Genomic DNA, 22829 nt, shown 5'->3' with positions numbered 1-22829 from the left:
TCCGTTACACCTTTTCCACGTTCACGAGGAAGGCCTTAAACTCCGGCGTCTGCGTGTTCGCATCGCCGACGAACGGCGTCAGGGTGTTCGCAATGAACCCTTTCTTCGCCACGCCCTCGTAACCCCAGTGAATTGGGATGCCGATGGTATCCACCTGCTGTCCGTGAACGTTCAGCGTGCGGATACGCTTGGTCACCACCGCCTTGGCTTTGATATAGCCGCGGTTAGAAGAGACCTTCACGGTATCGCCATGGGCAATGCCGAGCTTGCCCGCCAGCTTCTCGCCGATCTCCACGAACTGTTCCGGCTGCGCGATGGCGTTAAGCAGCGCGTGCTTGGTCCAGTAGTGGAAGTGTTCGGTCAGACGATAGGTAGTGCCCACGTACGGGAACTTGTCCTTTTTACCCAGCGCGTCGAAATCGCCCTTAAAGATACGGGCTGCCGGGTTAGAGACCACGTTCGGGTGCAGCGGGTTGGTGCCCAGCGGCGTCTCAAACGGCTCGTAGTGTTCCGGGAATGGACCTTCCGCCATCTTATCGATAGCAAACAGGCGTCCCATCCCTTCAGGCTGCATGATAAACGGCCCAACGTCGCTGCCCGGTGCGGCAGTGCTGTAGTCCGGAATATCCACGCCGCCCCATTTCGCGCCGTCCCACTTCAGAAGCTGACGCTTCGGATCCCACGGGTTGCCCTGCGGGTCAGCGGACGCGCGGTTATAGAGGATGCGGCGGTTGAGCGGCCACGCCCATGCCCAGCCCAGCGTATTGCCGAGGCCCGATGGGTCGGCGTTATCGCGGTTGGCCATCTGGTTGCCCTTCGGTGTCCAGCTACCGGCAAAGATCCAGCAGCCGCTGGAGGTGGTACCGTCATCGCGCAGGTGTGCGAAGGTGCTGAGCTGATCGCCTTTCTTCGCCAGCACGGTACCGGTGGCCGGGTCGATAACGTCCGCCAGCGCCTTACCGTTGCTCTCCATCGCCACTTCTTCCGGCGCTGGGTTTTCCGGCGTCGAGTAGTTCCAGGTCATGTTCAGCACCGGTTCCGGGTTCGCGCCGCCTTCTTCCGCATACATCTTACGCAGGCGTAAGAAGATGCCGGCCAGGATCTCGCCGTCGTTCATGGCGATGCCCGGGGCGTCCGCGCCTTTCCAGTGCCACTGCAGCCAGCGTCCGGAGTTGACGATAGAACCGTTCTCTTCCGCGAAGCAGGTCGACGGCAGACGGAACACTTCGGTCTGAATCTTCGATGGATCGACGTCGTTCGATTCACCGTGGTTCTGCCAGAAGGTTGAAGTCTCGGTATTGAGCGGGTCAATCGTCACCAGGAACTTCAGCTTCGACAGGGACTCAACAACCTTGTTCTTGTTCGGGAACGAGGCAACCGGGTTAAAGCCCTGGCACAGATAGCCGTTCACTTTGCCCTGGTGCATCATTTCGAAATATTGCAGAACGTCGTAACCTTTGTCCCATTTCGGCAGCCAGTCAAAGCCCCAGCTGTTTTCCGCCGTCGCTTTGTCGCCGAAGAAGGCTTTCATCATTGAGACGAAGAACTTCGGATAGTTGCCCCAGTAGTTTACCTGGCCTTCGAGCAGCGGTTTAGGCGTGCTGGCCGTCAGGTAGGTTTGCAGGTCGGTCTGTTTCTCGTTTGGCAGGTTCATGTAACCCGGCAGGCTTTGAGACAGCAGGCCGAGGTCGGTCAGACCCTGAATGTTGGAGTGACCGCGCAGGGCGTTCACGCCGCCGCCTGCCATCCCCATGTTACCGAGCAGGAGCTGAACCATCGCCATGGTACGGATGTTCTGCGCACCGATGGAGTGCTGCGTCCAGCCGAGCGCATACAGGAACGACGCGGTTTTGTCTTTCGCGCTGGTTTCGGCGATAAGCTCGCACACCTTCAGGAAGTCCGCCTTCGGCGTACCGCAGATATTCTCAACCACCTCCGGCGTGTAGCGGGAAACGTGCTCTTTCAGCAGGTTCCACACGCAGCGCGGATGTTGCAGGGTGGTGTCGCGCTTCGCAAAGCCTTTCTCGTCCAGCTCGTAGTTCCAGCTGGTTTTGTCGTATTTGCGTTTCTCGGCGTCGTAACCGCTGAACAGGCCATCTTCGAAGTGGTAATCCTCACGCACGATCAGGCTGGCGTTGGTATAGGCTTCGGTGTATTCGCGGTTATATTTTTCGTTGGTCATCAGGTACAGCAATACGCCTGACAGGAAAGTGATGTCAGTACCTGAACGAATAGGGGTGTAGAAATCCGCCACTGACGCAGTACGCGTAAAGCGGGGATCGATCACAATCAGTTTCGCACCGTTGTGGATTTTGGCTTCCATCGCCCAGCGGAACCCGACAGGGTGCGCTTCAGCGGCGTTACCGCCCATCACCACAATGAGGTTGGCGTTCTTGATGTCGACCCAGTGGTTGGTCATCGCACCGCGACCAAATGTTGGAGCAAGACTTGCTACCGTTGGTCCGTGTCAGACACGCGCCTGGTTGTCGACCGCGAGCATACCGAGTGCGCGCGTAAATTTCTGGGTTAAATAACCGGTTTCGTTGCTGGAAGCAGAGGCACACAGCATCCCGGTGGAGAGCCAGCGGTTGACCGTGACGCCGTCAGCGTTCTTCTCAACAAAGTTGGCATCGCGGTCTTCTTTAATGTGTTTTGCGATGCGGTCGAACGCCTCTTCCCAGCTGATTTGCTGCCATTTGTCGGAACCAGGCGCGCGATACTCAGGGAATTTGAGGCGGCTTTCGGAGTGGATAAAGTCCACCAGACCAGCCCCTTTCGGGCACAATGCGCCGCGGTTGACCGGATGATCCGGGTCGCCTTCGATATGGAAAATAGACGCTTTGGCGTTTTTAGCACCGTCGCCGAGGCTATACATCAACAGCCCGCAACCGACAGAGCAGTACGTACAGGTATTACGGGTTTCACGGGTGCGCAGCAGTTTATACTGCCGCGTTTCCGCCAGCGCTACGCCGGGCGCAAAGCCCAGTGCCGCTGCCGTGGTGCCTGCCATACCGCCAGCGCAGATCTTAAAGAACTGCCTTCTGCTGACCTGCATGGGTCACTCCTTGTTTCGACATTGCTTACATATGGTGTTTTGACTTCGCGGCTGAAGAATGACCGCAAAGGAAAAAATTTGCGTTAATCCCTCAATTCCACGAGGGATATCATCAGAATACCACAATGTCGGTACAGCTGTTCTAATGGCGTTAATACAAAGTGAACGTATTATCACCATGTTGATTATAAAGTGTGATACCGATCACATTAACAGCTCTGCTTGTTAAAGGGGTGTAGCGGGTGTCGGGTTGCACCGCTTCTAAATGAGTAGGAAAATGATTGTTGAAAAGTTGATCCATACTATGCGTAAAGCCTGTGGATTATGCTGCAATAGCAGGCTCACCTCCGTGGTTGTTCAGGAATACCGCTGTGTCTAAACAAAACCGTGCTCCCCTCTCGTCACCCCTGCCTGCGGGCATTGTGGAACTGTCGGTACACAGACCGCCCCACATCACCCATGCCACGCCGGATTTTCTGGCGGAAGAAGTGCCCGTTGCGCTCGTTTACAACGGCATCTCGCACGTGGTGATGATGGCTTCGCCGAAAGATCTTGAGCTGTTCGCCATCGGTTTTTCCCTCTCGGAAGGCATCATTGACCATCCGCAGGAGATCTACGGCATGGACGTGGTGCAGGCCTGCAACGGCCTTGAAGTGCAAATCGAACTCTCCAGCCGCCGCTTTATGGGGCTGAAAGAGCGCCGCCGCGCGCTGGCCGGGCGTACCGGTTGCGGCGTCTGTGGCGTTGAGCAGCTCAATGATATTGGCAAACCCGTTGCACCACTGCCGTTTACTCAGACCTTTAATCTGGCTCACCTCGACCCTGCGCTCGAGCACCTGAACGATGTACAGCCCATCGGCCAGCTGAGCGGCTGCACGCACGCGGCGGCATGGGTGATGCCGTCGGGGGATATTGCCGGGGGACATGAGGACGTTGGCCGCCACGTGGCGCTGGATAAGCTGCTCGGTCGCCGGGCGCGTGAAAGTGACGTCTGGAAGCAGGGGGCGGCACTCGTTTCCAGCCGCGCCAGCTATGAGATGGTGCAAAAATCCGCGATGTGCGGTGTGGAAATTCTGTTTGCGGTCTCAGCCGCAACGACGCTGGCGGTGGAGGTGGCGGAGCGCTGCAACCTGACGCTGGTGGGCTTCTGCAAGCCGGGAAGGGCAACCATTTATACCCATCCACAGCGATTAATAGTTAATCAGTAATTTTGAACGATATTAGCAAATCCTTCCGCTTTTAGTTGTTCGTGATGAGGTCTAGTATTTATCTCATCAAGGCACGGTGCCTTACCTAAACAACTTAATGAAAGGGTTTATATTATGAAAAGCATCAAAACTTTTGTCGCTGTAATCGCTCTGGCTACTTCTTTCGGTTCTTTCGCTGCACAGACCGTGACCGCAACCGCGTCAACCATTGATGGCGCAGAAGCGAAAATCGCGGCTCAGGCTCAGGAAGCCGGCGCGTCATCTTACAAAATTACCCAGGCGTTCTCAGGTAACCGCGTACACATGACTGCTGAACTGACCAAATAAGTCGTGTAGCCACTGTCCCTCGCTCTTCGGAGCAGGGACAGGTTGTTCTTCTGCTCCCCTCTGCTTAACTTCCGCCTGCCTCCTCCCAAAACAGTCATGTCCTCCAGGATAATCCTGATAAACAAAATAAAAAAAGTAAGAATCCGGTTTCTTGTGTAACGTTTGTTTAAAAAACAACAATCCTATAAATAATTTAAATAAATGGTCTGGCCAGTTAATCCACTGTATTTCTTTGGTGAATGTTTTTGGTGGCTATAAGCCGGGGTTTTGAGTTTTGCATATAAAATAATTATTATTGATCTTGAGATTTAAGGAATTCCTCAGGCGCTAATCCTAAAAGATTTTGGGGTTATTGATCTGACCTATCTGTAATGCTACTTTCTAAAATAATGTTTAGTTGTACCCCATCAGGCCAAATATTAATTATTTGGCATGTTTTGTATTTCACTTTTATAAGGAAATTAAATGAACGCGATGTTCAAAAAAGGAATGCTGGCGTCCGCGCTGGCTATCGTGGCGTCCTCTGCTATGGCCGCTTCAAGTGTTGATATTCAGGTGACCGGTAAAATCGTCCCCTCTTCCTGTACGCCTACATTTATTAGCGGTGGTGGTATTGCCGATTATGGCACGATAAGTGCGTCTTCACTGAATTCCACGTCGGCTACACCATTGGCGGATGTCAAAATTATTCCTATTTCCATTACCTGCGAAGAGGCCACCCGCATTGCAGTGACGTTTAATGATGCCCATGCAGATTCAGGACCCACTCAAGTTTTGCCGACCAATTTTATTGATACGGAATTTGGGAGAGAGGCGTACCAGACCGCAGGGTTGGGTATGTACAATGGTAAGAAAATTGGTGCCTATTCATTAGCGATTCAGATGACGAAAGGCGCTGTCACGAATGACGCTGGCGATGAACTGTATCCTACCGCATCGCGCGATAACGGAACAACGTGGGCAACCACAGGCGGAGAGCGCTATTTAAAAGTTAGCACAGACAAAAGCGAATTATATTCCTTCAGTAACACTTTGGGCGGCACGCCTGTCGCGCAAACCAAGGTTAACTTTAACGTGGGTGTTGCCGCGATGATTAACCCAACCGACGATTTAAATATCACGGATGAAGCCACGCTGGACGGCTTAACCAACGTTGAGCTGGTTTACCTGTAATCCCCCTCGAGCATCAGAAAATGGCTGACATCCCACTCCGGTGGGGTGTCATTTACCAATATTAATGGACTAATATTATGCTGCTTTTAAAGAGAACGCTGATCTGTGCCTGCCTGCTGGCTTCATTCAACGGCATGGCTGCCGGGATGGTGCCGGACACCTCGCTGCTTATTGTCAATGAAGACAAGCAGGGGGGCAGCATGGATGTTAAAAACACCGATGCTGACGCACAGCTGCTGTACACCAAAATTATCGATCTCCCGGATGACCCAAAACCTGGCCTGATTGCCACGCAGCCGGTTGTGCGCGTTGAGGCGGGTAAAACCCAGCGCGTACGCTTTGTGCTGAAAAGCAGCGCCGAGCCTCTGAAAGTGGAGCATTTCAAGCGCGTCATTTTTACCGCCATCCCGCAGCGTGAAAAAAATAAAGTTAAAGTGGTGTTTAGCCAGAACCTTCCCGTCATTATTCACCCGGCTGGCCTGGCGGTAAATCTTGAACCCTGGAAGGCACTTACCTGGCAAATTAAAAATGGCAACGTCACGGTAGAGAACAAAACGCCTTATGTGGTACGGATGGAGCAAAAGGTAAAATTAATGGCGTCGGGTGCGGTCGCGAAATTGAATAAAACCTATATTCTTCCTGGCGAAAAAATGACGGCCATCGCGCCAGCCAATATATCAGCATCCGAAAAACAAATCGAAATCTATCCGGCAACGCGCTATGGCTATAAGGCGGGCAGTTATATTGCCGATCTTAAGCAATAAAATCACTTAACGGTACATGGAGTAGTTATGTTAAACGGTTCCTGTAAAAAGGGAATGCTCGTGTTTTGCCTTAGCGCGCTGGCATTTAATATTCGGGCTGAAATTTCCTCTACGGCAAATGACTCTCTGGAGCTGGCGCGAGCCATATTTGATGGTGATGCCTTAAAAAGCAATGGGCTTGATCCGGCCATTGCGGATTACTATTCCCTTGCTCCCCGTTTTACCCCTGGCTACCATAATGTGACGGTTAATATTAACGGTAAGCCGCGCAATATTATGCCTGTGAAATTTGATGAAGAAGGAACGCCCTGTATTGATAAAGATTTTCTGGAAAACGCAGGTCTGATTAAACAGATTAAAAGGGGTACCTGCCCGAAGATTCATCAATACTGGTCCGGGTCAACAATTCAGACGTCACCCGATATTGAAGAAATATCGGTGGTCGTTCCGCCGGAAGCGGTAGATCCTGATTACGGCCGCCAGTTCGCAGAGGTAAGCGGCGGACGTGCAGCCATGCTGAATTACTCCATGTTCGGCACCCATAATCAATATGATGGTGACAACGCCGACCGTTTTCAGTCGACCTTTGAAATGGGCTTTAACGCCGGCGACTGGATTGTACGCAGCACGCAGTTTATTAGCGACGGCAGCGATCAGGGTTTTGACGTCGAGTCTCTCTACACCTATGCCCAACGTACCTTTACCGATTACGGCATCATGGTGCAGGGCGGCCAGATTAACGTCGCCAACAGCCGCTTCAGTATCCCGAGTATTTACGGGGTCCAGATGATGCCGGATACCGCACTCGCTTCCCAGGCGGGTACAGGCGTCGAAGTCAGCGGTATTGCTCGTAATCCGCAGGCGCGCGTCGATATCCGCCAGGGCGGACAGCTCATCTACTCCACGTTGGTTCCCGCCGGGCCGTTTAACCTGGACGATGTGCCGCTGGCTAATCTTAATACCGACCTGAACGTCACCGTGACCGAGACCGACGGCAGTGAAAACAGGTTTACCGTCTCGGCGAGCACATTTCGCAGCAACCACGTGGGACGCGCCCCGGGCTTTACGCTGGCTGTGGGTCGCGTTGAAGACATGGACTCGCGCTTTGAAAACCCGTGGGTGGTTTCTGCCAACAACGGCTGGTCTATCAACAAGCGCATGAATTTCCTGGCCGGTATGGTCATGGCGGATAACCACTATTATGGCTTCTCCGGCAACCTGGATACCGTACCCATGCAGAACCTGTATGCCTCGTTGGGTTTTCTGGCGTCAATTGACAACCAGACGCAAACCGATGGCAACAAAACGACGCTGGATCTGGGCTATGCCCTGCCGTACGGCATCGGCATTTCGCTGGGCGGCAGCTACGGCACGCCGGATTATCGGGAGATGCAGGAACTCTACGGCGACGATGATGATATGTCGCAAACCAAATACGACTCTAACGTCGGCATCAACTGGTCAAACGCGACGCTCGGCCGCTTCTCTCTAAGCTATTACCGCAATGAGAGCTGGGACAGCGAGTATGACAGCCGCCGGTTTATCACCTCGTGGTCGCAGACCTTTAAGTATTTCAACGTGAGCGTGAACTGGGAGTCGGACGTTAGCCGGAACGACAGCAGCGACAACGATCAGTTTTACGTGAACGTGTCGATCCCGCTGGGGCGGTCCGGGGTGACGACCAGCTCCTGGTATCGCGAGAGTGAAGGTAAGAGCTCTTACGGCACGCGCGCGATGGGGTCACTTAATACCGAAAACCAGTACACGGTAGGCGTGACGCAGGATCATGACGAGAACACCACCAGCTGGGATAGCTCGCTGAACAGTAATCTGCATTACACCAACCTGGCGCTGGCGGCAGGTGGCGATAACGACAACAACACCAACTACTCTGCAGCGTTAAGCGGTGGCATTGTCGCCCACAGCGACGGGGTGACCTTCTCGCCTTATCGGGTTACCGATACCTATGCCATTGCCAGACTGGATAAACCGGTGGCCGGCATCGAGTTAGACACCTCACGCGGTGCAGTATGGACCGATAAATGGGGTCAGGCGATTATTCCTGCGCTGACGCCGTTCCGTGAAAGCTCGATTGAGATCAACACGGAAAGTCTGCCAGGCAATCTGGACGTGAGAAATGGCCGAACGGCGATCAAAGCGTCTCACGGCGCCGTGGCGAAGTGGGAATTTGCGACGTTGAGCCAGCGCCGCGTGCTGCTCAATATTCAACGTGCGGACGGCACGCCGCTGCCGGAAGGGGTCTCGATTGTAGATGCCGCTGGGGAGTATGTGACGAGCGCACCCGAAGATGGCGTGATCTTCCTGAACGATATCTCCGCCAGCCAGGCGCTGTATGCGAAGCTGGACGACAGACGCTGCAAGCTGACGTACACCCTGCCGGAGGCGGAACCGAATAAATTCTATGAAGAGGTGACAGGGAAATGTCTCTAAATAACGTTCGTAAATGCGCGCTGATGATCGCATTACTCTGCGGCGCGTCGACGCTACCGGCAGTTGCCCGGGCCGATAATGGCGACTGCGACATGATGTCTGCAGTGAAGAAAGTCGATTATGGACGCTACCGTAAGGAGGATATGCGGCAGGCCTCCACTGAACATGTTGGTAAGGTCTATAACGGTTATGCCTCGGTCACGCGCGAGTTTCAGGTTTCGGTCCTGTGCCCGGATCCGCGCAAAATGCGCATCTTCATTGACGGTGCAGCCCGACAGAACATGGCGTATCGCTTTACGGACAGCGGCGCGATGAAAATTGAATTCAAGGATGGGCGAGTTGACGGGAGTCCGGTGCAACTGGCTGCGGTCGATATTGGTGCGGTTGCCGTTCAGGGGGGCGCATCACAGGTTACGCTGAAGCCTGAAAAAGCCCTGGCTGCGGTTAACGGCACCGAAGTGGTGGGCGAGCAGTTCACCGCCACTATGATGATCACGACCTATCTTTCTGATGAGGCATTTAGCGTCACCAACACCACTGATTTTAACGAGACGCTGACGCTTAACGTCGATACGCTCCCGGCGCATTAATCTCTCGGGTACCCGACAGATCGGTTCTGTCGGGCATTTCTCTTAGTGGAGACCCGCCAGACGCAATAACGCCGTCACCACCGCTGCTGCGACGATCACCACAATTAACGGCATCTTTCTCCAGGCCAGAAACACCGCAAACGCCACGCCCAGCACGCGCGCCATTCCTGCGAAATGTTCGCCTTCATAAAACGTGGTCGCCAGCGCCACGGAAAAAAGCAGCACTGTTGCCGCGTCCGAAAGCAGCGCCTGAGAGCGTTCTGACAGTGCCAGCCTGTTCCCCAGTTTCGCCCCGCCAAGGCGCATCAGATACGTTCCCGCAGACAACATGGCGATGCCGAGAATAAAAAACGTCATATTTCCCATTATTTTTTCCTCGCAGCAAGACCCAGTAAAGAGAGCAGCACCGGTAATCCTACCGGGGCAAACGGCACGGCAGCCAGTGAAAGCGCGGCCCCGCTGCAGGCGCGGATCAGCGTGGTACGGTTTTTAAATGCGGGAACCACCAGCGCCAGCAATATGGCCGGAAATACCGCGTCCAGGCCGATGGTTTCCGGGTCAGGTAACAGTTTGCCAACCATTGCGCCCAGCAGCGCACCGAGCGGCCAAACGATGGCGACGCCTAAGCCGCACAGCCAGTAGGCGGCCTTACGCTGCTCGGCGGTTTTTTGCGACAGGCCAAACACCACGCTTTCGTCGTTCATGATGTGGCAGCCCAACAGGCTCAGACCGCGCTTACCCACCAGCTCACGCACCGTCACGCCAAACGGAACGTGCCGCGCGTTGACCAGCAACCCCGCGGCTGCGGCCGCCAGCGGGTTACCGCCGCTTGCTACAATGCCGATAAACATAAACTCTGACGCGCCCGCGAGTACGGTGATGGAGAGTACAAACGGTACCCAGACCGGGAAACCGTAGGCCATCGCCAGGGAGCCGTATGACATTCCGACCACGCCGACCGCGAGGCAGACCAGGATGATTGCTTTTATGGTGTCGCCTTTCAGGCAAGAGAGATGATGCTTCATACATTTTTAGCCATAACGAACGTGTATCCATTATAATGAACGCAACAGATGTGTTTTTCAAGATGAACGATTCGTTCGATTTATAGAACAAAGAGGCCGTTATATGACGCAGCCGATCAGCCTGATCGCCAAAAGTCTGGTGCGGGAACGCCTGCGAACCGGGCTTTCACTGGCGGAAATTGCCCGCCGTGCCGGGATCGCAAAATCCACCCTTTCCCAGCTGGAGTCCGGCAACGGTAACCCTAGCCTGGAAACGCTGTGGTCGCTTTGCGTGGCGCTGGATATTCCTTTCGCCCGCCTGCTAGAGCCGCAGCTGCCGACTACGCAGTTGATCCGCCGTGGTGAAGGGACGAAAGTGGTTGCCGGGCAGGCTAATTACGAGGCTATTTTACTGGCAGCATGCCCCCCCGGCGCGCGCCGCGATGTCTATCTTCTGATGACCCAGCCGGGCGCAGATCGTATTTCTCAGCCGCATCCGCCGGGCTCGGTTGAGCATATTATTGTGACGCAGGGACGGGCGCTGGTCGGCCTGCTTGACGCGGCGGAAGAGCTCGGCGCAGGGGATTACATCTGTTACCCCGCCGACCAGCCGCACATCTTTAAGGCCCTGGAGCCAGACACGTACGCGCTGCTGGTGGCGGAACAAAACTAACCCAACAATGCTGCCGTCATCGCGGCAGTATCCTCCGTTAACCTCCTGAGTGAATTACCCATTTTGGCTTTTGTCAGAATGTGAATAACCTTATAAAAACTACGGCATTGATAATCATTTTCAATATCATTTAATTAACTATAATGAACCAACTGCTTACGCGGCATTAACAGCTGTGCCGCCCGACAATAATGGAGAGGATTATGAGTTATACACTGCCATCCCTGCCGTATGCCTACGACGCACTGGAACCGCATTTCGACAAGCAGACGATGGAAATCCATCACACTAAACACCACCAGACCTATGTGAACAACGCGAACGCCGCGCTGGAAAGCCTGCCTGAGTTCGCTAACCTGTCTGCTGAAGAGCTGATCACCAAGCTGGACCAGCTGCCAGCGGACAAGAAAACCGTTCTGCGTAACAACGCTGGCGGCCACGCTAACCACAGCCTGTTCTGGAAAGGCCTGAAAACCGGTACCACCCTGCAGGGCGACCTGAAAGCGGCTATCGAGCGCGACTTCGGTTCCGTTGACAACTTCAAAGCGGAATTCGAAAAAGCTGCTGCAACCCGTTTCGGCTCTGGCTGGGCGTGGCTGGTTCTGAAAGGCGACAAGCTGGCGGTGGTTTCTACTGCTAACCAGGACTCCCCGCTGATGGGTGAAGCGATCTCTGGCGCATCCGGCTTCCCAATCCTGGGTCTGGACGTATGGGAACACGCTTACTACCTGAAATTCCAGAACCGTCGCCCGGACTACATCAAAGCCTTCTGGGACGTGGTGAACTGGGACGAAGCAGCAGCACGTTTCGCCGCTAAAAAATAAGGTTGCATTGACGCCTGTGAGAAGCGAGTCTTATGACTCGCTTTTTTTGTATCTGCAGAAAGGAGCAGCGATGCATTATCCGGTGAATGTATTTACAGGCAAGGTAAGGGAGTACGACGGCAGCCGCCCGAGTGCCATCGCCAAAATTCAGGTCGACGGTGAGCTGACGTTAACCGACCTCGGGCTTGCGGGTGACGAGCAGGCCGAAAAGAAAATCCACGGCGGGCCCGAGCGCGCGCTGTGCCACTATCCTCGCGAACACTATCAGCACTGGAGAACCGAGTTTCCCGAGCAGGCGTACCTCTTCGTCGCCCCCGCGTTTGGCGAGAATCTTTCCACCGAAGGGCTCACCGAAAAGAACGTGTTTATCGGTGATATCTATCGCTGGGGCGATGCCCTGATTCAGGTGACGCAGCCGCGCTCGCCGTGCTTCAAGCTCAACTACCATTTCGGCATTCAGGATATGTCTGCCCAGCTGCAAAACGCGGGCAAAACCGGCTGGCTGTACCGCGTGGTGCTGGCTGGGCAGGTTTCAGCGGACGCGCCGCTTGAGCTGGCGTCGCGCCTGAGCGATGTGTCTGTTTATGACGCCGGCGCCATTGCCTGGCATATGCCGTTTGATGACGAACAGTATCACCGCCTGCTGTCGGCGGCGGGGTTATCGACCAGCTGGACCAGAACGATGCAGAAGCGGCGTTTAAGCAGCAAGATCGAGGATAATTCTCGGAGATTGTGGGGGAAATAGCCCACGGAAGAGTGTAGGCCGGGTAAGGCGAAGCCGCCACCCGGCATTTTTGCCTCTGCGCTGTTATTGCCCGGTGGCGCTGCGCTTACCGGGCCTACAATACGGTGCCAGAGAACTACGAACGCTTGTACAACGGTAGCCACAGCGTTAACCGCAACCCGCCCAGCGGGCTATCGTCGGCTTTCACCCATCCGCGGTGCTGCTGCATGGCGGTTTCAACAATCGCCAGACCCAGTCCGGTACCGCCCGATTCCCGGTCGCGTGCCTCATCGGTACGATAGAACGGACGGAAAATCTGCTCGCGATCTTCCGGGCTGACGCCAGGACCGTCGTCATCGACAATGACCGTAATCCCGTCTTTATCCACCGAAAACGCCACCTCAATCTTCGTATGCGAGTAGCGCAGGGCGTTACGCACGATATTCTCCAGCGCGCTTTCCAGCGTGTTAGGGTTACCGTACAGCGGCCACGGGCCCGGCGGGAAGTTGACGGTGAAGGATTTACCCATCTGTTCCGCTTCGAACGCCGCGTTGTCCAGCACCTCATGCCACAGGTGGTTGGCTTTCACCGTTTCGCTGACCAGCGCGTTTTTCTGCTGATTGCGCGACATCACCAGCAGATCGTTGATCATGCTGTCCAGGCGATGCGCTTCCGTCTCAATGCGCTCCAGCTCTTTGCTCTCACCGCTGCGGCGGCGCAGCAGCGCGGTGCCAAGCTGCAAGCGCGTAAGCGGGGTACGCAGCTCGTGGGAGATATCCGACAGTAAACGTTGCTGGGCCGTCATCATGCGATCGAGCGCGCTCACCATCTGGTTAAAACTGGTTCCGGCGGCCAGGAACTCCTGCGGCCCGGATTCCAGTTCAGGGTGTTGTCGCAGGTTACCCTGCGCCACCTCATCGGCGGCATTCTTCAGCTTACGCGCCGGTTTTGCCAGGCTCCACGCCAGCCATAACAGCAGCGGCGAGCTGACCAGCATGGTGACAATCAGCAGCAGGAGAGGGCGGTCAAACAGCAGGTTGATAAAATCAGACTGGGAGTTGCTCGCCGGACGGATCAGGTAGAGCTGATAATTATCCTCCCCGTCCCTGACGGAGAAAGGCCCCACCATCTCTACGCGGCCATATTTCTTCTTCTGGGGATGATCGGCGTTATCCGCCTGGCCAATAAAGTTGCGGATAATCTGCATTTCATTGCGATCGGCCCCAATGACGCGGCCTTCGCTGGTCACCAGCAGCAGGCGTTGTCCGGGCGGCGCCCACTTGTCGATAGCGCGAAACAGCCTGCGCCACCACATTAAATCGTTCGGCGGATCGTTTGCCAGCTCGGCTTCGACGTGCTGCTCGATCATCACGCCCTGACGTTGCTCGCTGTCGAGAAGCTCCGTCATCTGGCGTGAGTCGAGTTTTGGCAACATCAGTACGAGCATTAAAACCAGTGCCAGCGTCAGCCAGAAGATGGCGAAGATGCGGGCGGTTAAGCTTCCTATCATGAAGCGGAAACCATCAGATAACCGCGACCACGCAGGGTTTTAAACCATGGATGACCGTCTTTACGCTCCGGCAGCTTACGGCGCAGGTTAGAGATGTGCATGTCGATGGCGCGGTCAAACGGGGTCAGACGTTTGCCCAGCACTTCCTGACTTAAGTGTTCACGCGATACCACCTGGCCGAGGTGCTGCGCCAGCAGATACAGCAGGGTGAACTCCGTGCCGGTCAGTTCCAGCGTCTGGCCATCAAAGCTCGCTTCCTGACGGCCCGGGTTCAGGCTCAGGGAGTCGACTTCAAGAGTAGGTGAGCTGTTGTCGGTATTTTGCTGCTGCTCGCTCCAGTGGGAACGACGCAGGATAGCGCGAATACGGGCAACCAGTTCACGGTCGTTAAACGGCTTCGGTAAATAGTCATCCGCGCCCAGCTCAAGGCCGAGTACGCGGTCAAGTTCGCTGCCGCGTGCGGTCAGCATAATAACGGGGGTCTGGTGTGTCTGGCGAAGCTCTTTCAACGTATCAATGCCGTTTTTCTTCGGCATCATCACGTCGAGCAAAAGTAAATCGATGCTGTCGTCAAGGAGACTCAGCGCCTGCTCGCCATCATGGGCAACCAGGACGTTGAAACCTTCCATGTCGAGCAACTCCTTTAAAAGGGATGTGAGCTCTCGGTCATCATCAACTAACAGGATTTTATTCATTGTTTAAATACCTCCGAGGCAGAAATTACGACATCAAGGCCGTCTAATCCATGACTTTACGTTGTTTTACACCCCCTGACGCATGTTTGCAGCCTGAATCGTAGACTGTCTCTCGTTGAATCGCGACACGAAAGATTTTGGGAGCAAGTGATGCGCAAAGTTACCGCTGCCGTCATGGCCTCAACGCTGGCGTTCAGTGCGTTTAGCCAGGCTGCTGTAGCTATCATCAGCGATAACAGTCCCTTACAAGAGGGTGTAACGCAGAACAGCAGCCAAAGCCATATGTTTGACGGCATAAGTTTAACCGAACATCAGCGTCAACAGATGCGAGATCTGATGCAGAGGGCCCGACACGAGCAGCCCCCTGTTAATGTTAGCGAAATGGAGACAATGCATCGCCTTGTCACCGCAGAAAATTTTGACGAAAGCGCTGTGCGCGCTCAGGCCGAAAAAATGGCACAGGAACAGGTTGCCCGTCAGGTAGAGATGGCGAAGGTCCGCAACCAGATGTTCCACCTGCTAACGCCCGAGCAGCAAGCGGTTTTGAACACCAAACATCAGCAGCGAATGGACCAGCTGCGTGAGGTTGCACGGATGCAGCGAAGCTCAGAAACGACGTTTTTCAGTAGCAATAGCAGTACCCGTAGTAACCAGTAAACCCTGTTTTCCTTGCCATAGACACCATCCCTGTCTTCCCCCACATGATGTGGGGGTTTTTTTTGCCTGTCATTCTCTATTGTTAACCGTTTATTCACCCTTCGACTCCTCATGCTTCCGTTATAATAGCGGCATGACATGACAGGAGCGTTTATGAATCAATCCTATGGAAGACTGGTCAGCCGGGCCGCCATCGCGGCGACCGTCATGGCATCCAGCCTGTTACTGATTAAAATCTTTGCCTGGTGGTACACCGGCTCGGTCAGTATTCTGGCGGCGCTGGTGGATTCGCTGATGGACATTGCCGCCTCATTGACCAACCTTCTGGTCGTGCGTTACTCGCTGCAGCCAGCGGATGAAGAACACACGTTTGGGCACGGTAAAGCGGAGTCGCTGGCCGCGCTGGCGCAAAGTATGTTTATATCCGGTTCTGCGCTGTTCCTGTTTCTCACCGGCATTCAGCATCTCGTCTCGCCGACACCGATGAACGATCCCGGCGTGGGCGTCGTTGTGACGGTCGTTGCACTTATATGCACACTTGTTCTGGTAACGTTCCAGCGCTGGGTGGTTCGCAAAACGCAAAGTCAGGCCGTACGGGCGGATATGCTTCATTATCAATCTGATGTTATGATGAATGGGGCTATTCTTATTGCGCTCGGTCTGGCCTGGTATGGCTGGCATCGGGCCGATGCGTTGTTTGCGTTAGGGATTGGTATCTATATTTTATATAGCGCCCTGCGGATGGGGTATGAAGCGGTGCAATCACTGCTTGACCGCGCCCTCCCGGACTCAGAACGTAATGAAATTTTTTCCATCGTGACCTCCTGGCCCGGCGTCAGCGGTGCACACGATCTTCGAACGCGGCAGTCAGGGCCGACCCGCTTTATTCAGATTCATATTGAAATGGAAGACAACCTGCCACTGGTACAGGCTCACGTTATTGCTGAGCAGGTCGAGCAGGCGATTTTGCAGCGTTTTCCTGGTTCAGACGTCATCATTCACCAGGATCCCTGCTCGGTTGTACCCGGTCATGTTGGGCTTTCGTAATTCGTTGTAAAAAAGTGAGCCAGGCCAGCATTTTGTGTATAAATTACCGCCATTTGGTCTGACCTGAATCAATTCAGCTGGAAGGGATTGATATACTATTTGCAGTATTCGTTGGTCGATAAGTTTCTTCCGGCAACAGATTTCAATTTTGCATTCCTAAGTTCAGAGGTAGTCATGATTAAGAAAATCGGTGTGTTGACAAGCGGCGGTGATGCGCCGGGCATGAACGCGGCAATTCGTGGTGTTGTCCGTGCAGCGCTGACGGAAGGCCTGGAAGTTTTTGGCGTTTATGACGGTTATCTGGGCCTGTATGAAGATCGTATGGTTCAGCTCGACCGTTACAGCGTGTCTGACATGATCAACCGTGGCGGTACTTTCCTCGGTTCTGCACGCTTCCCGGAATTCCGTGATGAACACGTTCGTGAAGTGGCTATCGAAAACATGAAGAAACGCGGCCTGGACGCCCTGGTGGTGATCGGGGGTGACGGCTCCTATATGGGTGCAAAACGTCTGACCGAAATGGGTTTCCCGTGCATCGGTCTGCCGGGCACCATCGACAACGACATCAAAGGCACTGACTACACGATCGGCTTCTTTACTGCACTGGGTACCGTTGTTGAAGCGATTGACCGTCTGCGTGACACCTCGTCTTCTCACCAGCGTATCTCTATCGTTGAAGTGATGGGCCGTTACTGCGGCGACCTGACGCTGGCGGCAGCCATTGCGGGCGGTTGCGAATTTATCGTCGTGCCAGAAGTCGAATTTAGCCGTGAAGATCTGGTGGCTGAAATCAAAGCGGGCATCGCGAAGGGTAAAAAACATGCGATCGTGGCGATCACCGAGCACATCTGTGACGTTGACGAGCTGGCGAAGTACATCGAAGCCGAAACCAAACGCGAAACCCGCGCGACCGTACTGGGTCACATCCAGCGTGGCGGTTCCCCAGGCCCTTACGACCGTATTCTGGCGTCCCGTATGGGCGCGTACGCTATCGATCTGCTGCTGCAGGGTCACGGCGGCCGCTGCGTCGGTATTCAGAACGAAAAACTGGTTCATCATGACATCATCGACGCGATTGAAAACATGAAGCGTCCGTTTAAAGGTGACTGGCTGGACTGCGCGAAAAAACTGTACTGATCGATGTTGATTGCCCGGTGGCGCTGCGCTTACCGGGCCTACAAAAGCACGACTCGTAGGCCGGGTAAGGCGTCGCCGCCACCCGGCTTTTTTATGCGCGCACGCTTTTTTATTCCACTACGTTATAGCCAATCTTTTTTTATTCTTTAATCCTCGATTCGCTTTCTGGCACGCTGCATTCATCAAAACACTACATAAGAGAGCTGGGCGATGAATAAATGGGGCGTGGGTTTTACATTATTGCTGGCATCGACCAGCGTTCTGGCTAAGGACATCCAGTTACTGAACGTGTCATACGACCCGACGCGTGAACTGTACGAGCAATACAACAAAGCGTTTGCAGCACACTGGAAGCAGGAAACCGGTGACAATGTCGTGGTTCGCCAGTCTCACGGTGGCTCCGGCAAGCAGGCGACCTCGGTTATCAACGGTATTGAAGCCGACGTGGTGACCCTGGCGCTGGCCTACGACGTCGACGCGATCGCCGAGCGTGGCCGCATCGACAAAAACTGGATCAAACGCCTGCCGGATAACTCCGCGCCATATACGTCCACCATTGTTTTCCTGGTACGTAAAGGCAACCCGAAACAGATCCATGACTGGAATGACCTGATCAAACCGGGCGTCTCGGTGATTACCCCGAACCCGAAAAGCTCCGGCGGCGCTCGCTGGAACTACCTGGGCGCGTGGGGCTACGCGCTGCACCACAACAATGGCGACCAGGCCAAAGCGCAGGAATTTGTGAAAGCGCTGTATAAAAACGTTGAGGTGCTGGACTCCGGCGCGCGTGGCGCCACCAACACCTTCGTCGAGCGCGGGATTGGCGACGTGCTGATCGCATGGGAAAACGAAGCCCTGCTGGCCACCAACGAGCTGGGTAAAGACAAGTTTGAGATCGTCACCCCAAGCGAGTCTATTCTGGCTGAGCCGACGGTTTCCGTGGTCGACAAAGTGGTTGAGAAAAAAGATACCAAAGCGGTAGCTGAAGCGTACCTGAAGTATCTCTACTCGCCAGAAGGCCAGGAAATTGCGGCGAAAAACTTCTACCGTCCACGCGATCCGGCCGTTGCGAAGAAATACGAAAGCGTATTCCCTAAGCTGAAGCTCTTCACCATTGATGACGAGTTCGGCGGCTGGACGAAAGCGCAGAAAGAGCACTTCTCTAACGGTGGCACTTTCGACCAGATCAGCCAGCGCTAACCATTAGCCCATGACACGGAAACCCGGCGTGAGAAATCCGCCGGGTTTTTTATTTGGTCATCATTTTGCGTTACTCTTTTGCCTCTATTGAAAACAGGGAACGCGTTGTGAAAAAAATTATCTTATTGATCCTGATTGTCATCGCCCTTGCCGCTGGCGGCGTGTACTGGATGAAGGCGGGTAATCCGAATGCGTTGCGACATATCGTTCTCGACCAGTGTGTGCCGAATCAGATCCAGAACCGTAACCCGGCACCGTGTGCGCAGGTGAAAATGGATGCAGGCTATGTGGTATTTAAAGATCGCAACGGGCCGCTGCAATACCTGCTGATGCCGACATATCGCATCAACGGTACCGAGAGCCCGCTGTTGACCGACGCTCATACGCCGAACTTTTTCTGGCTGGCGTGGCAGTCGCGCAGCTTTATGACCCTGAAGCGTGGATCCGAGGTGCCTGACAGCGCCATTTCGCTGACGATTAACTCCCCGACAGGGCGCACGCAGAACCATTTCCATATTCATATCTCCTGCCTTCGCTCGGACGTGCGCGAGAAGCTTAACGCGGCACAGGGAGAAATCAGCACCCAGTGGCTACCGTTCCCGGGTGGGCTGGAAGGGCATGAGTATCTTGCCCGTCGGGTGACGGAAAATGAGCTGGTCCAGCGCAGCCCGTTTATGATGCTGGCGGAAGAGCTGCCGGAGGCGCGCGACCATATGGGGCGCTTTGCCCTGGCAATGGCGCAGCAGTCGGATGGCTCGTTTGTTTTGCTGGCGACAGAGCGTAACCTGCTCACGCTTAACCGCGCGTCAGCAGAGGAATTGCAGGATCATCAATGCACTATCCTGAAATAACCCCACCATAAATCGCGTTTACTCGGGCGGCCTGTCACCGTAGACTTGCTGAAAAATTCTACAGGAGACAGGTATGTCGCTCTGGTTAACGCATCCTCTGCTGCTGCCTTCATTGATTGTGGGCGTCACCATCGTGCTGTGGGCGACGTCGCTGTTGCCGGAATTTATCACCGCGCTGCTGTTCTTCACGGCGGCGATGACTGCCAGAATCGCCCCGCCGGAGGTTATCTTCGGCGGTTTTGCCTCGTCAGCTTTCTGGCTGGTATTCAGCGGCTTTGTGCTCGGCGTGGCGATCCGTAAAACCGGCCTGGCGGACAGGGCCGCCCGGGCGCTGTCGGCAAGGCTCACTGACTCCTGGGTGATGATGGTGGCGAGCGTGGTGCTGCTGAGCTACGCGCTGGCGTTTGTGATGCCGTCGAACATGGGGCGTATTGCGCTGCTGATGCCGATTGTCGCGGCGATGGCAAAACGCGCCGGTATCGCCGACGGCTCCCGCGCCTGGTTCGGGCTTGCGCTGGCCGTGGGGTTCGGGACTTTCCAGCTTTCGGCCACTATCCTGCCCGCTAACGTGCCCAACCTGGTGATGAGCGGCGCAGCGGAAGGTTCGTACGGTATTCACCTGAACTATGTCCCGTATCTGCTGCTGCACACGCCGGTGCTGGGCATTCTCAAAGGCCTGATTCTGATTGGCCTTATCTGCTGGCTATTTCCCGGCAATCCAAAACCGCAGAAGGAACAGGCGCCGTCTGAGCCTATGGGGCGGGATGAAAAGCGTCTTGCCTGGCTGCTGGCGGTGGTGCTGGGGATGTGGGTGACGGAGAGCTGGCACGGCGTGGGGCCCGCGTGGACGGGGCTGGCGGCCTCGGTCATCGTTATGCTGCCGCGCATCGGTTTTATCACCGGAGAGGAGTTTTCTGCGGGTGTGAATATGCGCACCTGTATTTACGTCGCGGGTATTCTCGGGCTGGCCATTACGGTGACGCAGACCGGTATCGGTTCGGCCGTAGGCGAGGCGTTGCTCCATATCATGCCGCTGGATGCAGACAGGCCGTTCACCAGTTTCCTGGCGCTGACCGGGATTACCACCGCGCTCAACTTCATTATGACCGCCAACGGCGTGCCGGCGCTTTACACCACTCTGGCGCAGAGCTTCTCGGACGCGACCGGTTTCCCGCTGCTGTCGGTGATCATGATTCAGGTGCTGGGCTATTCCACGCCGCTGCTGCCGTATCAGGCGTCGCCGATTGTGGTGGCAATGGGCTTGGGGAAGGTGCCTGCGAAGGCGGGGATGCTGCTCTGTCTGGCGCTGGCGATAGCCACCTATCTGGTGCTGCTGCCGCTGGATTATCTGTGGTTTAGCGTCTTAGGGAAGTTGTAGGTTTTTTGTAGGGCGGGTAAGCGCAAGCGCCACCCGCCACAAAGGCAATTACGCCTGTTTAGCCGCTTCTGCCGCTTTAACGATCACCGCGAAAGCGTCAGCTTTCAGGGATGCACCGCCAACCAGCGCGCCATCGATGTCTGGCTGGGTGAACAGCTCAGCAGCGTTGGAGGCGTTTACGGAACCGCCGTACTGGATGATCACTTGCTCAGCGACTTTCGCGTCGGCTTTAGCAATGTGGTCACGAATGAATTTGTGAACTGCCTGAGCCTGCGCAGGGGTTGCAGATTTGCCGGTACCGATCGCCCAGACTGGCTCGTATGCGATTACCGCGCCTTCGAACGCTGCCGCGCCCTGGGTTTTCAGCACGGCGTCGATCTGACGTGCGCACACTTCTTCGGTTTTACCCGCTTCGTTTTCCGCTTCGGTTTCACCGATGCACAGAACCGGGATCAGACCCTGCTCTTTCAGCACGGCGAATTTCTTCGCGATGAACTCATCGGATTCTTTGTGATAGGTGCGACGCTCAGAGTGGCCGATGATGATGTATTTCGCGCCGATATCTTTCAGCATTTCAGCGGAGGTTTCACCGGTGAACGCGCCAGACAGGTTAACGTCAACGTTCTGCGCGCCCAGAATGATGTGGCTGCCGTCAGCGGCGTGTTTAGCCAGATCCAGGTACATATCCGGCGGAGCGATAGCAACCGCGCAGCCGGTCACGCCAGCCAGCTCTTTACGCAGGTTCGCAACCAGCTCGTTTACCATATGGCGGCTGCCGTTCAGTTTCCAGTTACCCATCACTAAAGGATGTCGCATTTCAATTCTCCACGCTAAATAAGCGAATTAAGGAATATGGCCACCCTGTCGGGCAGCATGGTCTGTGAATCAGTATAGAGATTTTCCCTCGAAAGGCTTTGCTTTTTGTCATTAATTCGCCCCGCCGAGGGTGTCAGATAGTGCCAGCTTAATCGGTTCAACAGCGAAGGTCAGTCCTTTTTCGCCGTTGTCCGCCACAACATAGCGGATCGCGCCTTCGGTATCGGCGTAGTAACGCTTGTTTTTCCCGGCGGTAAGGAGTTTTTGCAGCTTTTGCTGACTTTGCTTTTTCGTCAGCGCAGGGGTAAAGGCCTGCAATACCGCGCTCATGTACTCCAGCGCTTTCGCCTTAGCGGCTTTCTGCTCTGGTCCCTGTATCGGCAGCCAGGTGATTTGCATGCTTTTAATTTTTAACGTACCGCGCTCCAGCGCCGTGGAGGCATACAAATTTTCGTTTATCTTGCTTGCCGCACGCGTCAGTGTAGGGGTATCGCGTGAGCCATCAATCGCGCGAAACTCATCCAGCGGCAGCGTGGGGTTGGTCTTATTGAAGGTTTCACGAAACTGGCTGATGGACTGATCGAATGACGGCGCGCCCGCCAGCAGATACGGTGCTGTGGTCGGGGCGCTGGTTTCGGCGGCGTGCAGGGGATAACCCACGCTGAGCAGCGCTAAACACAGGAAGAGAGAACGTGCCGAACTTTTCATCAACATTGCCCCTGGCCGTAAGTGCTCATGATTAAAA

The 22829-nt window shown here is 55.0% G+C and carries 22 protein-coding genes; 15 read left to right on the top strand and 7 right to left on the bottom strand.

Annotated elements, in window-relative coordinates; translation table 11 throughout:
* Nucleotides 1-4 precede the first annotated feature (4 nt).
* Complete coding sequence (gene fdnG / locus L370_RS15495; protein WP_155858025.1) at nucleotides 5-3055, bottom strand: formate dehydrogenase-N subunit alpha; 3051 nt, start codon at nucleotides 3053-3055, stop codon at nucleotides 5-7.
* A 371-nt stretch (nucleotides 3056-3426) separates the two neighbouring features.
* Between fdnG and fdhD the strand changes: the two genes are divergently transcribed.
* From fdhD to L370_RS15530, 6 genes are all read left to right on the top strand, one after another.
* Nucleotides 3427-4263, top strand: coding sequence for a formate dehydrogenase accessory sulfurtransferase FdhD (gene fdhD / locus L370_RS15505; protein ID WP_023333876.1), 837 nt, complete (start codon nucleotides 3427-3429; stop codon nucleotides 4261-4263).
* 114 nt (nucleotides 4264-4377) lie between these two features.
* Nucleotides 4378-4590, top strand: a complete 213-nt coding sequence (locus L370_RS15510; RefSeq protein WP_023309747.1) for a YdgH/BhsA/McbA family protein — start codon at nucleotides 4378-4380, stop codon at nucleotides 4588-4590.
* A gap of 465 nt (nucleotides 4591-5055) precedes the next feature.
* Complete coding sequence (locus L370_RS15515) at nucleotides 5056-5763, top strand: DUF1120 domain-containing protein (protein WP_023333875.1); 708 nt, start codon at nucleotides 5056-5058, stop codon at nucleotides 5761-5763.
* 77 nt (nucleotides 5764-5840) lie between these two features.
* Nucleotides 5841-6527, top strand: a complete 687-nt coding sequence (locus tag L370_RS15520; protein ID WP_023333874.1) for a fimbria/pilus chaperone family protein — start codon at nucleotides 5841-5843, stop codon at nucleotides 6525-6527.
* Between the two features lie 27 nt (nucleotides 6528-6554).
* Nucleotides 6555-8978, top strand: coding sequence for a fimbrial biogenesis usher protein (locus tag L370_RS15525; protein ID WP_023333873.1), 2424 nt, complete (start codon nucleotides 6555-6557; stop codon nucleotides 8976-8978).
* Nucleotides 8969-9568: a DUF1120 domain-containing protein gene (locus L370_RS15530; RefSeq protein WP_023333872.1), complete on the top strand. Its 600-nt coding sequence runs from the start codon at nucleotides 8969-8971 to the stop codon at nucleotides 9566-9568. Before L370_RS15525 ends, L370_RS15530 begins: the two co-directional genes overlap by 10 nt.
* 42 nt (nucleotides 9569-9610) lie before the next feature.
* Here L370_RS15530 and L370_RS15535 read toward each other — a convergent pair whose 3' ends face one another.
* Together L370_RS15535 and L370_RS15540 are read right to left on the bottom strand one after the other, a co-directional pair.
* A complete protein-coding gene (locus tag L370_RS15535) occupies nucleotides 9611-9934 on the bottom strand; it encodes an AzlD domain-containing protein (protein WP_023333871.1) in 324 nt (107 codons plus the stop codon).
* Nucleotides 9934-10593 (bottom strand): AzlC family ABC transporter permease, encoded by a 660-nt coding sequence (locus tag L370_RS15540; RefSeq protein ID WP_023333870.1) that lies wholly within the window; start codon nucleotides 10591-10593, stop codon nucleotides 9934-9936. Before L370_RS15540 ends, L370_RS15535 begins: the two co-directional genes overlap by 1 nt.
* A gap of 103 nt (nucleotides 10594-10696) precedes the next feature.
* Between L370_RS15540 and L370_RS15545 the strand changes: the two genes are divergently transcribed.
* From L370_RS15545 to yiiM, 3 genes are all read left to right on the top strand, one after another.
* On the top strand, nucleotides 10697-11245 hold the full coding sequence (locus L370_RS15545) for a helix-turn-helix domain-containing protein (RefSeq protein ID WP_023333869.1): 549 nt from the start codon (nucleotides 10697-10699) through the stop codon (nucleotides 11243-11245).
* A 203-nt stretch (nucleotides 11246-11448) separates the two neighbouring features.
* Nucleotides 11449-12069 carry a superoxide dismutase [Mn] gene (gene sodA / locus L370_RS15550; RefSeq protein WP_004203668.1) on the top strand — a complete coding sequence of 207 codons (621 nt, stop codon included), beginning with the start codon at nucleotides 11449-11451 and terminating at the stop codon, nucleotides 12067-12069.
* A gap of 70 nt (nucleotides 12070-12139) precedes the next feature.
* Nucleotides 12140-12814, top strand: a complete 675-nt coding sequence (gene yiiM / locus L370_RS15555; RefSeq protein ID WP_023333868.1) for a 6-hydroxyaminopurine reductase — start codon at nucleotides 12140-12142, stop codon at nucleotides 12812-12814.
* A gap of 115 nt (nucleotides 12815-12929) precedes the next feature.
* Here yiiM and cpxA read toward each other — a convergent pair whose 3' ends face one another.
* Both cpxA and cpxR read right to left on the bottom strand, forming a co-directional pair.
* Nucleotides 12930-14303 carry an envelope stress sensor histidine kinase CpxA gene (gene cpxA, locus L370_RS15560; protein WP_023333867.1) on the bottom strand — a complete coding sequence of 458 codons (1374 nt, stop codon included), beginning with the start codon at nucleotides 14301-14303 and terminating at the stop codon, nucleotides 12930-12932.
* Nucleotides 14300-14998 (bottom strand): envelope stress response regulator transcription factor CpxR, encoded by a 699-nt coding sequence (gene cpxR / locus L370_RS15565; protein WP_006179159.1) that lies wholly within the window; start codon nucleotides 14996-14998, stop codon nucleotides 14300-14302. The genes cpxA and cpxR overlap by 4 nt, the downstream gene beginning before the upstream one ends.
* Before the next feature lie 150 nt (nucleotides 14999-15148).
* Here cpxR and cpxP point away from each other — a divergent pair, with 150 nt between their 5' ends.
* The 6 genes from cpxP to L370_RS15595 all read left to right on the top strand — a co-directional run bounded on the left by cpxP (nucleotide 15149) and on the right by L370_RS15595 (nucleotide 21268).
* Nucleotides 15149-15655, top strand: a complete 507-nt coding sequence (cpxP, locus tag L370_RS15570) for a cell-envelope stress modulator CpxP (RefSeq protein ID WP_023333866.1) — start codon at nucleotides 15149-15151, stop codon at nucleotides 15653-15655.
* A 153-nt stretch (nucleotides 15656-15808) separates the two neighbouring features.
* Nucleotides 15809-16702, top strand: coding sequence for a CDF family cation-efflux transporter FieF (gene fieF, locus L370_RS15575; protein WP_023333865.1), 894 nt, complete (start codon nucleotides 15809-15811; stop codon nucleotides 16700-16702).
* Between the two features lie 174 nt (nucleotides 16703-16876).
* The gene (gene pfkA / locus L370_RS15580; protein WP_023309696.1) at nucleotides 16877-17839 is read left to right on the top strand and encodes a 6-phosphofructokinase; all 963 of its coding nucleotides are present in this window, start codon (nucleotides 16877-16879) and stop codon (nucleotides 17837-17839) included.
* Nucleotides 17840-18049: 210 nt separating this feature from the next.
* Nucleotides 18050-19039: a sulfate ABC transporter substrate-binding protein gene (locus L370_RS15585; RefSeq protein WP_023333864.1), complete on the top strand. Its 990-nt coding sequence runs from the start codon at nucleotides 18050-18052 to the stop codon at nucleotides 19037-19039.
* Nucleotides 19040-19146: 107 nt separating this feature from the next.
* A complete protein-coding gene (locus tag L370_RS15590) occupies nucleotides 19147-19890 on the top strand; it encodes a CDP-diacylglycerol diphosphatase (protein ID WP_023333863.1) in 744 nt (247 codons plus the stop codon).
* A 73-nt stretch (nucleotides 19891-19963) separates the two neighbouring features.
* Nucleotides 19964-21268 (top strand): SLC13 family permease, encoded by a 1305-nt coding sequence (locus L370_RS15595; RefSeq protein ID WP_023333862.1) that lies wholly within the window; start codon nucleotides 19964-19966, stop codon nucleotides 21266-21268.
* A gap of 48 nt (nucleotides 21269-21316) precedes the next feature.
* On the opposite strand, the gene tpiA is transcribed toward L370_RS15595, so the two are convergent.
* Both tpiA and L370_RS15605 read right to left on the bottom strand, forming a co-directional pair.
* The gene (tpiA, locus tag L370_RS15600; RefSeq protein ID WP_014172206.1) at nucleotides 21317-22084 is read right to left on the bottom strand and encodes a triose-phosphate isomerase; all 768 of its coding nucleotides are present in this window, start codon (nucleotides 22082-22084) and stop codon (nucleotides 21317-21319) included.
* A gap of 111 nt (nucleotides 22085-22195) precedes the next feature.
* A complete protein-coding gene (locus tag L370_RS15605) occupies nucleotides 22196-22792 on the bottom strand; it encodes a DUF1454 family protein (protein WP_023333861.1) in 597 nt (198 codons plus the stop codon).
* Between the last annotated feature and the right edge of the window lie 37 nt (nucleotides 22793-22829).

The organism is Enterobacter sp. MGH 24, from assembly GCF_000493015.1.
Taxonomy (GTDB): domain Bacteria; phylum Pseudomonadota; class Gammaproteobacteria; order Enterobacterales; family Enterobacteriaceae; genus Enterobacter.
Note: the sequence above shows the minus strand (reverse complement) of the source record. Positions and strands in the feature narration are given on the sequence as shown.

Bases quoted from the DNA above. Each gene is read 5' to 3' on its own strand.
- L370_RS15510 (WP_023309747.1), top strand. From the start codon at position 4,378: ATGAAAAGCATCAAAACTTTTGTCGCTGTAATCGCTCTGGCTACTTCT.
- L370_RS15515 (WP_023333875.1), top strand. From the start codon at position 5,056: ATGAACGCGATGTTCAAAAAAGGAATGCTGGCGTCCGCGCTGGCTATC.
- L370_RS15520 (WP_023333874.1), top strand. From the start codon at position 5,841: ATGCTGCTTTTAAAGAGAACGCTGATCTGTGCCTGCCTGCTGGCTTCA.
- L370_RS15525 (WP_023333873.1), top strand. From the start codon at position 6,555: ATGTTAAACGGTTCCTGTAAAAAGGGAATGCTCGTGTTTTGCCTTAGC.
- L370_RS15530 (WP_023333872.1), top strand. From the start codon at position 8,969: ATGTCTCTAAATAACGTTCGTAAATGCGCGCTGATGATCGCATTACTC.
- L370_RS15535 (WP_023333871.1), bottom strand. From the start codon at position 9,934: ATGGGAAATATGACGTTTTTTATTCTCGGCATCGCCATGTTGTCTGCG.
- L370_RS15540 (WP_023333870.1), bottom strand. From the start codon at position 10,593: ATGAAGCATCATCTCTCTTGCCTGAAAGGCGACACCATAAAAGCAATC.
- L370_RS15545 (WP_023333869.1), top strand. From the start codon at position 10,697: ATGACGCAGCCGATCAGCCTGATCGCCAAAAGTCTGGTGCGGGAACGC.
- sodA (WP_004203668.1), top strand. From the start codon at position 11,449: ATGAGTTATACACTGCCATCCCTGCCGTATGCCTACGACGCACTGGAA.
- yiiM (WP_023333868.1), top strand. From the start codon at position 12,140: ATGCATTATCCGGTGAATGTATTTACAGGCAAGGTAAGGGAGTACGAC.
- cpxA (WP_023333867.1), bottom strand. From the start codon at position 14,303: ATGATAGGAAGCTTAACCGCCCGCATCTTCGCCATCTTCTGGCTGACG.
- cpxR (WP_006179159.1), bottom strand. From the start codon at position 14,998: ATGAATAAAATCCTGTTAGTTGATGATGACCGAGAGCTCACATCCCTT.
- cpxP (WP_023333866.1), top strand. From the start codon at position 15,149: ATGCGCAAAGTTACCGCTGCCGTCATGGCCTCAACGCTGGCGTTCAGT.
- fieF (WP_023333865.1), top strand. From the start codon at position 15,809: ATGAATCAATCCTATGGAAGACTGGTCAGCCGGGCCGCCATCGCGGCG.
- pfkA (WP_023309696.1), top strand. From the start codon at position 16,877: ATGATTAAGAAAATCGGTGTGTTGACAAGCGGCGGTGATGCGCCGGGC.
- L370_RS15585 (WP_023333864.1), top strand. From the start codon at position 18,050: ATGAATAAATGGGGCGTGGGTTTTACATTATTGCTGGCATCGACCAGC.
- L370_RS15595 (WP_023333862.1), top strand. From the start codon at position 19,964: ATGTCGCTCTGGTTAACGCATCCTCTGCTGCTGCCTTCATTGATTGTG.
- tpiA (WP_014172206.1), bottom strand. From the start codon at position 22,084: ATGCGACATCCTTTAGTGATGGGTAACTGGAAACTGAACGGCAGCCGC.
- L370_RS15605 (WP_023333861.1), bottom strand. From the start codon at position 22,792: ATGAAAAGTTCGGCACGTTCTCTCTTCCTGTGTTTAGCGCTGCTCAGC.